Annotated in this window: 8 protein-coding genes, 1 other RNA gene and 1 other annotated feature; of the genes, 8 read left to right on the top strand and 1 reads right to left on the bottom strand. The window is 36.8% G+C overall.

Going from position 1 to position 14,309, the window contains the following annotated elements; all coding sequences use genetic code 11:
• The first annotated feature begins 23 nt into the window (after positions 1–23).
• From Q8X41_RS06490 to dtd, 5 genes are all read left to right on the top strand, one after another.
• The gene (locus Q8X41_RS06490) at positions 24–1,952 is read left to right on the top strand and encodes a S8 family serine peptidase (RefSeq protein ID WP_397539438.1); all 1,929 of its coding nucleotides are present in this window, start codon (positions 24–26) and stop codon (positions 1,950–1,952) included.
• 545 nt (positions 1,953–2,497) lie between these two features.
• Positions 2,498–4,843, top strand: coding sequence for a single-stranded-DNA-specific exonuclease RecJ (gene recJ, locus Q8X41_RS06485; RefSeq protein ID WP_397539437.1), 2,346 nt, complete (start codon positions 2,498–2,500; stop codon positions 4,841–4,843).
• Positions 4,844–4,845: 2 nt separating this feature from the next.
• Complete coding sequence (locus Q8X41_RS06480) at positions 4,846–5,358, top strand: adenine phosphoribosyltransferase (RefSeq protein ID WP_397539436.1); 513 nt, start codon at positions 4,846–4,848, stop codon at positions 5,356–5,358.
• 295 nt (positions 5,359–5,653) lie between these two features.
• Entirely contained in the window at positions 5,654–7,849 is a 2,196-nt protein-coding gene (locus tag Q8X41_RS06475) for a RelA/SpoT family protein (RefSeq protein WP_397539435.1), read from the top strand.
• A gap of 15 nt (positions 7,850–7,864) precedes the next feature.
• Positions 7,865–8,305: a D-aminoacyl-tRNA deacylase gene (gene dtd, locus Q8X41_RS06470; RefSeq protein ID WP_397539434.1), complete on the top strand. Its 441-nt coding sequence runs from the start codon at positions 7,865–7,867 to the stop codon at positions 8,303–8,305.
• A 217-nt stretch (positions 8,306–8,522) separates the two neighbouring features.
• On the opposite strand, the gene Q8X41_RS06465 is transcribed toward dtd, so the two are convergent.
• The gene (locus tag Q8X41_RS06465; RefSeq protein ID WP_397539433.1) at positions 8,523–10,352 is read right to left on the bottom strand and encodes an SH3 domain-containing protein; all 1,830 of its coding nucleotides are present in this window, start codon (positions 10,350–10,352) and stop codon (positions 8,523–8,525) included.
• A 115-nt stretch (positions 10,353–10,467) separates the two neighbouring features.
• Positions 10,468–10,706 (top strand) — a binding site (T-box leader).
• An 83-nt stretch (positions 10,707–10,789) separates the two neighbouring features.
• On the opposite strand from Q8X41_RS06465, the gene hisS reads away from it, so the two are divergent.
• The 3 genes from hisS (at position 10,790) to ssrS (ending at position 14,222) form a co-directional block, all read left to right on the top strand.
• Positions 10,790–12,064, top strand: a complete 1,275-nt coding sequence (hisS, locus tag Q8X41_RS06460) for a histidine--tRNA ligase (RefSeq protein ID WP_397539432.1) — start codon at positions 10,790–10,792, stop codon at positions 12,062–12,064.
• A 15-nt stretch (positions 12,065–12,079) separates the two neighbouring features.
• Positions 12,080–13,858, top strand: a complete 1,779-nt coding sequence (gene aspS / locus Q8X41_RS06455) for an aspartate--tRNA ligase (protein ID WP_397539431.1) — start codon at positions 12,080–12,082, stop codon at positions 13,856–13,858.
• Positions 13,859–14,037: 179 nt separating this feature from the next.
• A non-coding RNA gene (gene ssrS, locus Q8X41_RS06450) (6S RNA) lies at positions 14,038–14,222 on the top strand.
• Positions 14,223–14,309 lie beyond the last annotated feature (87 nt).

Genomic DNA, 14,309 nt, shown 5'->3' with positions numbered 1-14,309 from the left:
TATTTAGAAATTGGAGAAATAGAATGATGAACTATAAAAAATGGATGACTATACTTAGTACTACTTTTATCGCATCAATAACTTTTCCTTTTTTTGCTCATGCCACTAACAATCAATACGATGATGTGATGATTGTATATAAAAATAATGATGGTAAAGAACAGATCATGGAGCAAGCTGTTGATATCGAACATACATATGAAAATCTTAAAACAATTGAAGGAACTTTCACCCGTGAAAGCTTAACTGCTTTAAAAAGTTTACCTGATATAAAAGTAGTTGAAAAGAATCCAGGGATAGTAGAATCCTTAGATACAACTAGCTCTCAGTTAACTTCTCTTACTCAGAATTGGAGTTTGAATTCTATCAATATACAAAATGCGTGGTCTACAGGTCTCACAGGTGAGAATGTAAAAGTTGCAGTTGTTGATACTGGAGTAGCTTTAAATAATGCACTGCCAAATGTCAAACGATATTCTTTTGTAGATGATGATCCACGAACTCTGGTTGACGAAAGTACTCCCTATGATACGGATGGACACGGTACTTTTGTATCTGGAATAATAGCTGCAGGTGTTACGTCAAATAATCGCTATGGTAATATTACTGGAATTGCACCAGGTGTATCATTATACAGTCTTAAGGTGTTTCAAGAAGATGGTGCCACAATGGAGTCACTTTTAAAAGCTCTTGAATGGTCAATTAAGCATCATATAGATATTGTCAATATGTCTCTCGGTACTCCTGGCGATGATCCAATCCTAAGAAATGCGGTTGAAAAAGCATACAATGCCGGACTTATATTAGTCGCTGCAGCAGGTAATGATGGTATAGGAAAAGATGTAAGGTATCCTGCAAAATATGATCAAGTGATTGCAGTATCTTCTGTAGATCAAAATAATAAGATTTCCTATTTTTCAAATACCGGTTCAAAAGTAGAGTTCACTGCGCCAGGAAGTAATATCTATTCATTGGGATTACATAGTAACATTGTTCAAGATTCCGGAACTTCATTTTCGGCTCCACATGTTACAGGATTTCTAGCATTATTAAAACAACAATATCCTGACTACTCAAATGAACAGTTACGAAAGGTATTAAGAAATTATACAATTGATTTGGGTAGTAAAGGAAAAGATCCTTACTATGGATATGGCTTGGTTAATTATGTTCAAAGAACTCCAGATGACGTCAAAACACTTGTAGTAAATGATATTACAAAAACGTCTGCAATGATTTCTTACACACAAAGTGAAAATGCAGTTATACCAACTGAAAAATATTATATTTATGTAAATGATCATTTAATAGGCACGACAACTGATTTAAAATATTCCCTTTCTAATTTAAAAGGGGGTACTTCGTATAAAGTTCTGGTTGAAGCGGTAAGTGCAGAAAATGTTACAACGCAAGGAAAGGAAATTACCTTTAAAACAGTTCAACCTACTGAAGAAGAACAATATTTTGAAAGTAATTCATCTGCCATTGCAAGTTGGATGAATCTTTTGGATAAAGGAAAATTGCTAACATTTAAAACACAATTTGCACCATTATATTCGATATCTACCGGGTTAACAGCATCACAAAAAGCCACCATCACGAAATATAACAAGAAAATACATCTCGTAGCTATCTCAGCATCATCAACATCGAGTTATGTAAAGGCAACAAATTTAAACAGTATAAAGACAAAAAAATCAACGACTATAACATTCGGTACGGCGATCAAGCCTTCAACTCTAACTACTAGCAATGTCTATGTATTAAGTGCAGGTAAAAAAGTATCAGGATTTACTTTGAAGAAGGATTCAAAAGGTAAATCCATCAACATTTCAACGAGTAAAAACTTAGCAAAGGGAAACTATGTAATTTTCATAGATAATAAAGGTTTAAAAACTTCTAAAGGAAAAGCTGCTTCAAAACCGATAGCAATTGAATTTACAGTGAAATAGAAGAGAGGCCACAGTTTAGTTTGTAATCAACTGTGGTCTTTAAATTTGTTGGATTGAATTTAGCTGGTTAATATGATGGTGTTTTAAGTACTGTAATCATACTTTCGAGGTGCGTCTTTCTCATTGTTTATTGATTGTAGCGGAGGATTGCTCGACTCCCGCGGGAAAAGCGTGGCAGTTGAAACCCTGCACGTAGCGTTTAAGGAACGAAGTCTAAGAACGCCACGTCCTGTGGCAACGACTCCGTGACCAACATCCTGTTGCCCCGAAGCGGCTCAACGCACGCCCGCAGGAAAGCGAGCAATCCGTAGCGGGTAGCGGTTGATCATCTATTTACTATGGATAAAACTGGATATTAAACACGCGTGTTAATATAGTAAATTCCCTTCAATTTTTGTCCAACCCTTTTCAAAATTATACTTTTTACCATCCAATTCTAAATTACAAAAGTAACCTCATCCCCCCTTCAATAATCCCAATATTGTATTCTACTTTCAAAGTAACGCATATATTTTGTATAATGAAACTCATGAGGAAGTGACATAATGACAGCGACTGAAAAAAGATGGCGTATTAATCGCCCAGATGAACAGCTTGTTAAAGAACTACAAGATGGACTTAAAACTTCATCAATTACAGCTAAAATTTTAGTAGCACGTGGTTTCAATACAGTTGAGGCTGCTCGTGATTTTTTAACGATTGACGAAAATGCCATCCATGATCCATTTGAACTGCATGGCATGCAGGAAGCTGTTGAACGAATAAATAAAGCAATTCAAGATAAAGAAAAAATACTAGTATATGGTGATTACGACGCCGATGGTATTACTAGCACGACAGTCATGAAAACCGTTTTACAAGACATTGGTGCAGATGTATCTCATATGATTCCTAATCGTTTTACAGATGGCTATGGTCCAAGCGAACGACTTTTTAGACAGGCACATGATGAAGGTTTCCGACTCATTATTACAGTCGATAACGGTATTGCTGGTAATCATGAAGTTCAGGTTGCTAAAGATTTAGGAATGGACGTTATCATTACAGATCACCATGAACCAGGTGAAATATTACCTCCTGCAGATGTTATTATTCATCCGAGACACCCAGAAGGGCATTATCCATTTGGCGAATTAGCGGGCGTTGGAGTTGCCTTTAAAGTAGCACATGCATTATATGGTGAATTTCCTAAACATCTAGTGGAAATCGTTGCAATAGGTACGATTGCTGATTTAGTACCACTACTAGACGAAAATCGTTATCTTGTAAAAGCAGGAATTGAAGCATTACAACTTTCCACAAGACCTGCCGTTAAAGCATTATGTAAAGTATCTGGAACAAACCAACAAGAAATAAATGAAGAAACAATTGGCTTTGGCTTTGCGCCAAGACTAAATGCTCTAGGAAGACTTGGTGATGCAGCACCAGGTGTTGACTTCTTAATGGCTCAAGATACAAACGAAGCAATATCAATGGCGAATTACTTAAATGAACAGAATAAAGAACGCCAAGCCATCGTAACAGACATAACTGAACAAGCCATCGCTATGGTTGAAAATGATGAGGAAATTGGCAATTCACAAGTATTAGTCATTGCAGAAGAGGGTTGGAACCCAGGCGTAGTTGGAATTGTAGCATCGAGACTTGTAGAAAAATACTACCGCCCAACAATTATCCTTTCGATAGATGTAGAAAAGGGTACTGCAAAAGGATCTGCTCGTAGTATTGAAGGTTTTCACATGTACAAGGAACTTTCAAAAAACAAAGAGATTTTGCCAGCATTCGGGGGACATCCAATGGCTGCGGGGATGACACTTGCAATGGAAGATGTCGATGAATTGCGATATCGCTTGGATAAACAAGCCAGAGAGAGTTTAACAGAAGAAGATTTAATTCCTGTTTTAGAAGTTGATATTCCACTTACTATGGATGAAATTGATATCGAAGCAATCGAAGATGTTCGTACATTAGCTCCGTTTGGTACTAGTTTTGCAAAACCCATGTATGCTATTGAAGACGCCTCTGTTCAATCAATGCGCAAAATTGGAGCAAATGAGGATCATATTAAGCTACAAATAGGTTCAAATAATCAAGAATTAGATGCAGTAGGTTTTCATAAAGGCTATTTAGTAGATGAATTAACATATGGTATCAAGGTGTCCTTTGCTGGAGATCTTCAAATCAATGAATGGAATGGTCGTAAAAAGCCGCAACTCATGCTACAAGATGTCAAAACGGATGAATGGCAACTGTTTGACTTAAGAGGTATTCGTCAAGTAGCACGTTGGTTACAAACCATTCCTCTTGAGGAAGTTACTTTTTTAGCCTTTAGAGAAGCAACAATTAGCTACTATGAATCTCTAATTCCGAAAGAAATCCACGAGTTTTCGGAAAATATTTCAAATGAAAATTGTCGTCCATATGTCGTATTATTAGATTTGCCAAAGAATGTTCAAATACTAGAATCGCTATTAAAATGCGTAAAACCAACTCGAATATATGCACATTTTTATATGCCAGATTCTCACTATTTCGATGGTATGCCTACACGAGAGCAGTTTGTGTGGTATTATTCATTTTTGAGAAAAAGACAGATTTTTCACTTGCGCCAGCATTTAACTGATTTAGCAAAACATAAAGGCTGGAGCCGCGATATGCTTATTTTCATGACACAGGTGTTTTTTGAACTTGGATTTGTTACAATAGAAAATGGACTCGCGAAAATTGTAGATGATCCGCCTAAAAAAGATTTAACAAGCGCTAAAATCTATCAAGAACGCTCGCAACAAATGGATTTAGAACAAACCCTATTGTATGCGCCATATAAGGATTTAAGAGATTGGTTTGACCTCCGTTTAAATGGTCATACAGTTTCTGAGGAGGAACAATAATAATGGATTTAAAACAATATGTGACAATCGTAGAAAACTGGCCTAAAGAAGGCATTTCTTTCAAAGATATCACAACAATTATGGATAATGGTAAAGCCTATAAATATGCAACAGACCAAATCGTTGAATACGCTAAAAAAGTTGGTGCTGAATTAATCGTAGGACCAGAGGCTCGCGGTTTTATCACAGGATGCCCAGTAGCTTATGCGCTTGAAATTGGTTTTGCACCAGTACGTAAACCCGGTAAATTACCACGTGAAGTAATTACTGCTGACTACGGTCTCGAATATGGTAAAGATACATTAACAATGCACAAAGATGCAGTGAAACCAGGGCAAAAAGTTTTAATCGTAGATGACTTACTAGCTACTGGTGGTACTGTTGATGCTGCAATTCGTTTAATTGAACAACTGGGCGGAGAAGTAGTAGGCTGTGCCTTCTTAATCGAGCTCGAAGAATTACATGGCCGTGATAAAATAGAAGGCTATGATATCTTCACTTTAATGCAATACTAGTCTGTTTTATTGGACTAATGATGGAAGCCCTCATAGCATCAGCTTTGAGGGTTTGCATCATTTTAAAGCTTAATGCGCTTGTTTCCCCCGATAAGTGAATGTTCTATACACGAAGATGGGCTTTTTTCCTCGTAGGGTATAGAGTATTCGACCTCGAGGGGCTGGCACGCGAAGAGAGACGTAATTTGTCGAATTGTCGAATTTTTCGAGGAAATAGCCTTTACAAATAGGCTATTTTTTTTATACAATTAAAGTTATACCTAATCGGGAAAATTATGAAATAGGGTGGGCTAACATGGCGAAAGATCAAGTGATGACAGCAGAAGAAGTATTCGCAATTCTTACATCATATATGAATGACGAACACGTCGCATTTGTAAAAAAAGCATATGAACTAGCAAAAGACTCGCATAAAGAACAGTTCAGAAGTTCAGGAGAGCCATATATCTTACATCCTGTACAAGTAGCTGGTATTTTAGCTGATCTACAAATGGATCCAGAAACAGTAGCAGCAGGTTTCTTACATGATGTAGTAGAAGATACTTCTGTCACACGTGAAGACCTTGTAGAACAATTTAGTGAAGAAGTTGCAATGCTTGTAGATGGTGTAACAAAGCTTGGTAAGATTAAATATAAATCAAAAGCTGAACAACAGGCTGAAAATCATCGCAAAATGTTCGTAGCGATGGCACAGGATATCCGTGTCATTCTCATCAAATTAGCAGATAGATTACATAATATGAGAACGCTTAAACATTTGCCTGTTGAAAAACAACGTCGTATCTCAAAAGAAACACTTGAAATCTTTGCTCCGTTGGCACACCGACTAGGAATGTCAGCTATTAAATGGGAGTTAGAAGATACTGCGTTACGATATCTAAATCCACAGCAATATTATCGTATTGTGAACTTAATGAAACGAAAACGTGTAGAACGTGAAGATTATTTAAAATCAGTAATGGAAGAGGTTCACCTTCAACTTGATGATATCCATATTAATGCGGATTTATCTGGTCGTCCAAAGCATATTTATAGTATTTATCGCAAGATGGTTTTACAAAATAAGCAATTTAATGAAATCTACGACCTGCTAGCTGTTCGCGTAATAGTAGATAGTATTAAAGATTGCTACGCAGTACTTGGTATTGTGCATACACTTTGGAAACCAATGCCAGGTCGCTTCAAAGACTATATTGCAATGCCAAAGCAAAATCTTTATCAATCACTTCATACAACTGTAATCGGACCTTATGGGGATCCGCTAGAAGTGCAAATCCGTACCAAAGAAATGCATAAAATTGCAGAGTTCGGGGTTGCTGCTCACTGGGCATATAAAGAAGGCAAGAATGTTGAAAATAACAAATCAAATATTGACAATAAATTAACATGGTTCCGCGAAATATTAGAATTCCAGAACGAATCATCCAATGCGGAAGAATTCATGGAATCATTGAAATTCGATTTATTCTCTGACATGGTTTATGTATTTTCTCCTAAAGGTGATGTTATCGAGTTACCAGCTGGTTCTGTACCAATTGACTTTGCATATCGAGTCCACTCAGAAATTGGGAACAAAACAATCGGTGCAAAAGTAAATGGCAAAATGGTACCGTTAGACACCCCTTTAAAAACTGGCGATATTATAGAAATCATGACATCCAAACAATCATTTGGCCCGAGTCGAGATTGGTTGAATATTGCACAATCTTCACAAGCAAAGCATAAGATTAAGCAATTCTTTAAAAAGCAATTACGTGAAGACAATGTGAACAAAGGCCGTGAAATGATTGAAAAAGAAATCATTGAACAAGGCTATGATCCAAAAGAAATTTTAACGCCTGAAAACTTTAAACGAGTATGTGAAAAATTAAATTATGCGAATGAGGATGACTTAGTAGCAGCTGTTGGATTTAACGGTATGACAGCATTGCAAGTCGTGAATCGTCTTGCAGAACGTGTCAGAAAACAACGTTCTCAAGAAGAAGTGATAGAAAAAATTACGAAAGAGATGAAAACACCTACAAAACAAAAAGTAACTGAAACAGGTGTTGTTGTTAAAGGATTAGAAAATCTACTAATCCGTTTATCTCGTTGCTGTAATCCTGTACCAGGCGATGAAATCGTTGGCTTTATTACGAAAGGTCGAGGTGTATCTGTTCATCGTGCTGATTGTCCAAATATCCAAACATCAGAAGATCATGAACGATTAATCGATGTTGATTGGGGTCAAAATTTAGAACAGGAACAAAAATTATTTGACGTCGATATCGAAATCTCAGGCTTTGACCGTGTAGGAATGTTAAACGAAGTAATACAAGTTGTAACGGAAACAAAAACATCGATTAGTGGAATAAGTGCTCGCACAGATCGAGATAAAATCGCTACGATCAATCTGACATTAAAAATACGCCATATTCATCATTTATATAAAGTGGTAGAGCGGGTTAAACAAATTCCTGATATCTATTCAGTACAACGTGTTATGCACTAAGATAGGAGATTAAGCATGAGAGTAGTCTTACAACGAAGTAAAGAAGCATCTGTCACTGTAGATGGTAAGGTGACTGGGAAGATTGCCAAAGGCTATGTGTTACTAGTCGGAATAACACATGGTGATACAAAAGATGATGCAGACTATATTGCAAAAAAGATTGCAAAAATGCGTATTTGGGAAGATGAAGTAGGTAAGATGAATCACTCTATTAAAGAGCATGGAGGGGACATTTTATCAGTATCGCAATTTACTTTGTATGCTGATACCAGAAAGGGTAATCGTCCAAGCTTTACCAATGCGGCTCGTCCAGAAGACGCCTTACCATTATGGGAATACTTCAACAGTACACTTTGCGCACTGGGCTTACATGTTGAAACAGGAGTATTCGGTGCTATGATGGATGTAAAATTAATCAATGACGGACCAGTTACAATATTAATTGAATCAAAATAAGTACGAAAAAACCCCTGATCATTATTAAAGAATGATTAGGGGCTTTTTGCTGTAAATAAAAACAATCACGAGTTTTGGCTCCAACTTAATTAATCCAGCTAATCTTATTTGTACCAAAAGCGATAGTGTCAGGTACAGGAGCTTCGGTGCATTCACTTCTCCTTTATTTACAAAAAAGCAATCATATCAAATGATATGATTGCTCAATTTTGAGTATTTAGTCACGACCATAGTATGCAAGAAGTCCGTTTACAACGCCTTCAGCAACTGTTTCACGATAATGATCACTATTTACTAATTTAGCATCAGAAGAATTGGAAACGAATCCAAGTTCTAATAGTACGGATACTACAGAATTATATCTTACAACATAGTAATCCACTTTCTTTAATTTACGGTCACTGTAGCTTGGATATTCTTCTTCAATAGCATCCTTTATTCCTTCATGAATTGCTTCTGCGAATTTTGCGCTACTTACTCTATTAGAAGTTGAATAATAACTTTCATAGCCAGTAGCAGAAGAGGGACCTGAATTATGATGCACACTGATAAAGGCATTCGCACCTTTTTGCTTCGCATAACCAGCACGCTCATCTAGTGTTAAAAATTGAGTATCAGTTGTACGTGTCATGTACACAGTGCCGTCAACATTTTCAATTGCAGTTTGAATTGCTTTTGCAGCTTTTAAGTTCAATGTTTTTTCTACTACGCCATTACCTGATGCACCATTATCTTGTCTTCCGTGACCAGGGTCAATGACAATTTTAATACCGGCTAAGGATCCTTTTACACTATCCGATACTGTTGTTGTAGGTTTTTTGGTAGTAATTTTGCTGCTAGTTGTATTAGCTGAAATCCAGCCTTTTTGTTTTGAAGTATACTGAACTTCTACCCAATTGTTATTTGAAACACGTAATACTTTAAAGAAATTTCCTTTTGATACTTTGCCAAGGGATGGCGCATCAGTTGTAGGTAATGATCGAACATTTAAAGTACTAGATTGCATAACAAAGTATTGGGTTTTGGAAGGGGCACTTGCTGTAAATGAGATATTAGCTGTTGAAGCAAACCCGTAGTATGTACTACCATTAATCCAGCCTTCAACATCATTATAATTTACATAAATCCAACCATTACTTGCTTGTTTTAAAATTTGAACTTTTGATTCAAATGGTACGTCTTGTCCAAGTGATTCAGCACTTGCACTATAATTGTCACGTATTGTTAATCCGGTAGGTTCTGTTACATAATAGTAAGTTGTTTTTTCTGGCACTACTACAGTGATGGAACTAGTTGTGGGCTCTTTAACTTTTTGAGTACCGTATTTGCCAGATACCCATCCTTTTTTCCCTGTTTGATATGTAACTTCTACCCAACCATTACTTGCTGTACGTGAGATTAGCAAAGATTCATTTTTATATACGTAATCTAATTTTTTAGAACTTGATGAAGGTTCTGAACGTACAGATAATGAGTTTGCATTGACGATAAAGTATAAATTTTCTTTGGCTTTCGTAATTTTAGGTTTTGATGTTGTTGTTTTTTCGTTTGAAATCGTCACATAAGTGGCATTTACCCAACCAGTAATGCTTGCTGTTTTAATTTTAACCCAGCCATTCTTTTGTTGAATATATGTAGCTGTCTTTCCTTTGCTTAATTTTCCAAGAGACTTAGAAGTAGCGGAGTTTGTTTGACGAATATTCAAGTTGTCCATTTTAGAAGTAACGATTTTCGAAGTTAGAGAAGCGGTTGAAACGGTAGGTGTAACCGTCTTTAAATATTTAGCTGATGCCCAGCCTTTCACATTTTTATACTTCACTTGATACCAGTTACCACTTTTTGAGAGCTTTGTTACTGTCGTATTCTTCTTAACTGATAAAAGAACTTTTGAACTAGCGTTAGGCATACTTCTAATATTTAGTGCATTTGCTGTTACCTTCAAATTTGTCGTAGCTGCATTTGCTTTTGGAATTACTGCGAACATAGAAATGACTAATACTAGACAAATTGAGACAATAGTCGCTATATATAGTCTTTTTGTATTCATGATTTCCCTCCTTTCTTCCATTGTAAATTGAAAAGACATAAAAAACTATAGGTTTTTTTAAATAGTTGACATATTTCTTGGAAATGATATGATATGAAGTAATCTGTATGATTATTAAATACCTATGACCAAGAAAGTAACAATCAAGCAGTACTTTTAAGAGAGGAAAAGACGTGGCTGAAATCTTTTCTATTGTACCGATTAGTGAAAAACACTTGTGAGGTTTTTCTTCGAACGAGTAATCTAGTAGGGGAAAACGGAATCGGCCGTTATCCGATTTGAGAGGATTTAGTAAGTAAAAGCTAAATCAACTAGGGTGGAACCGCGGAAGCATATATAGCTCTCGTCCCTTGCGTTAAGCAAGGGACGAGAGCTTTTTTTATTAAATGCGGGAAATCTTACGTTGATGCTGTTCATGATAGAAAGGAGAATTGTGTATGAATTTTAAAGTACCTAGAGGCACACAAGATATTTTACCGGGCCAAACAGAAAAATGGCAAAAGGTTGAGGAAATTATCCGCCATCTTTGCCAAGTTTATCGTTACCAAGAAATTCGCACACCTATTTTTGAATCCACTGAGCTATTCCAACGTGGTGTAGGCGATACAACAGATATCGTGCAAAAGGAAATGTACACATTTAAAGACCGTGGCGATCGTTCACTTACTCTTCGTCCAGAAGGTACAGCAGCAGTTGTGCGTTCGTACGTTGAACATAAGATGTTCGGTCAACCAGATCAACCTGTTAAATTATCTTATATTGGACCAATGTTCCGCTATGAAAGACAACAAGCGGGGCGCTATCGCCAATTCGTACAATTTGGTGTAGAAGCAATTGGTAGTAAAGATCCAGCAATTGACGCAGAATGTATTGCACTTGCGATGAATGTTTATGAAGCAGCTGGTCTTAAAGATATAAAATTAGTGATTAATTCACTTGGAGACCATGATGTTCGTGCAAAACACCGTGAAGCTTTAGTGAAACACTTTGAACCACATATGCACGAATTTTGCTCAGACTGTCAATCACGTCTTGAAAAAAATCCACTTCGTATTTTAGATTGTAAAGTGGATCACGATCATCCGTTAATGGCAACAGCACCAGCCTTAACAGATTACTTAAATGAAGAATCTGCAAACTATTTCGAACAAGTGAAAAAGTATTTAGATGTACTTGGTATTTCTTATGAAGTAGATCCAAATCTTGTTCGTGGTTTAGATTACTATAACCATACTACTTTTGAAATTATGAGTACTGCTGAGGGATTAGGTGCCATCACAACATTATGTGGTGGAGGTCGTTATAACGGTCTTGTAGAAGAAATAGGTGGCCCTGAATCACCTGGTATTGGATTTGCCATGAGTATCGAACGTTTACTATTAGCTTTAGAAGCTGAAGGAAAAGAGTTGGATACCGAAAATCAATTAGATATGTACATTGTTGCTATGGATGATGAAGCTAAACTAAAAGCTGTAGAATTAGCAAGTTCTTTCCGTGCAAAAGGCATTTCTACTGAAATAGATTATTCAAATCGTAAAATGAAAGCACAAATGAAATCAGCTGATCGTCAAAAAGCTACATGGGTTATTGTACTTGGCGAATCAGAAATAGCTGAACAACAAGCAACTGTTAAACACATGGCAACAGGCAATCAAGAAATGGTTCCATTCCATGATTTAGTAAACTATTTAACGAAACAGAAAGAACAATAATTGGAGGAATTATACATGGCAACACGTACACATGAATGTGGAGTATTGCGCGCTGAAAACGTTGGCGAGCGCGTCGTATTAAAAGGTTGGGTACAATACCGTCGTGACTTCGGTGGATTGATCTTCATCGATTTACGTGACAGAACTGGTTTAACACAAGTTGTGTTCACACCAGAAAACTCTCAAGAAGCATTAGATCTTGCGGATACATTCCGTAGCGAATATGTTATCGAAATAGAAGGTGAAGTACGTCCTCGTACACCAGAAATGGTCAACCCGAACTTAGATACTGGTGCAATCGAAGTTTACGTTGATAAAGTTACGTTAATCAACAAAGCAAAAACACCACCATTCCAAATTGAGGACCGTATCCAAGTAAACGAAGATTTACGTTTAAAATACCGTTACCTAGACTTACGTCGTCCTGTAATGTACAACACATTCAAATTACGTTCTGACGTAACAAAAATCATTCGTAACTTTTTACAAGATGAAGGTTTCCTAGAAGTTGAAACACCAATCTTAACAAAGTCAACTCCAGAAGGCGCACGTGACTATCTTGTTCCATCACGTGTACACGAAGGCGAATTCTACGCACTACCACAATCACCACAATTGTTTAAACAATTATTAATGGTATCTGGATTTGAAAAGTATTTCCAAATCGCTCGTTGCTTCCGTGACGAAGACTTACGTGCTGACCGTCAACCAGAATTCACTCAAATCGATATGGAAATGAGCTTCTTAACACAAGAGGAAATTCTTGATATTAACGAACGTTTAATCCAAAAAGTAATGAAAGAAATCAAAGGAATCGATGTTCCACGTCCATTCCAACGTATGAAATATGACGAAGCAATGTCACGTTACGGTTCAGATAAACCAGATGTTCGCTTCGGCTTAGAATTAATCGAGCTTTCTGATGTAGTTGCTGGATGTAACTTCAAAGTATTCGCTCAAACTATTGAAGATGGTAAACAAGTAAAAGGTATTAACATCAAAGGTGCAAACGATAAGTACTCTCGTAAAGACTTAGATGAATTAACCAAATTCGTTGGTCGTTATGGTGCAAAAGGTCTTGCATGGATTAAAGTTACTGAAGAAGGTCTTACAGGCCCAATCGGTAAGTTCTTCCAAGATGAATTCGGTCAAAAATTAGTAGAACGTATGAAAGCTGAGCCAGGCGATACATTAGTATTCGTAGCAGATAAAAAGTCTGTTGTTGCTGATTCTCTTGGAGCTCTTCGTAAAAAATTAGGTAAAGAGCTAGGCTTAATCGATGAATCTCAATTCGCGTTCTTATGGATTACTGATTGGCCATTACTTGAATACTCAGAAGAAGAAGGTCGCTACACAGCAGCTCACCATCCATTCACTCGTCCATTCGATGAAGATCTTGAAAAAATGGACACAGCTCCTGGTGAAGTTCGTGCACAAGCTTATGATATGGTACTTAACGGTTACGAACTTGGTGGTGGTTCACTTCGTATTTACGAAAAAGACCTACAAGAAAAAATGTTCGAAGTACTAGGGTTCACTCAAGAACAAGCACAAGAACAATTTGGTTTCTTAATGGATGCCTTTGAATATGGTGTTCCGCCACATGGTGGTTTAGCATTCGGTCTTGACCGTTTCATTATGCTACTAGCTGGTCGTGACAACCTACGTGATACAATTGCTTTCCCTAAAACAGCATCTGCTAGTTGCTTGCTTACTGACGCTCCAAGCACAGTTGCAACAGCTCAATTAGATGACTTACACATCCGCACAAAAACACTAGCTGACGAAGACTAAAAGCTAGCCGCCTAAAGCTGGATAAGACTTAAAGCGGAACGAGTTTTTGGATAACTATTACAAACCCTTTGCCAATCAAGAACTGGCAAAGGGTCTATTTATTTTCATAAATTTATCCTTAAAATGCTTTTATTAATTTTTGATTTTTCTGAACATTCGTGTTAATATTAACTCAACAACAAATCCTGATGTGTTCGATGAAACTTAATCAGTTTTGACCGAACATAGTATCGTTGGGAGTTGGCATTTTGAAATGGCAAACACGCCCGTCATGGGACCTTTAAAGTTTCAAATACGACACCCACCTGCAAGAGAGCGGGTTCAAAGCGATTTGAAAAAAATCAACGGCACAATTGGGATTTGTTCCTTTAAGAGACTAATAACCTCTGATTCTTATAGAATCAGAGGTTTTATTTTTATATTTTTCTATAAAAAAAATTTAAAGAATAAG

This window comes from Rummeliibacillus pycnus (assembly GCF_044359855.1).
Taxonomy (GTDB): domain Bacteria; phylum Bacillota; class Bacilli; order Bacillales_A; family Planococcaceae; genus Rummeliibacillus; species Rummeliibacillus pycnus_A.
The sequence above is the reverse complement of the archived record's forward strand: the minus strand, read 5'-3'. Positions and strand labels throughout refer to the sequence as shown.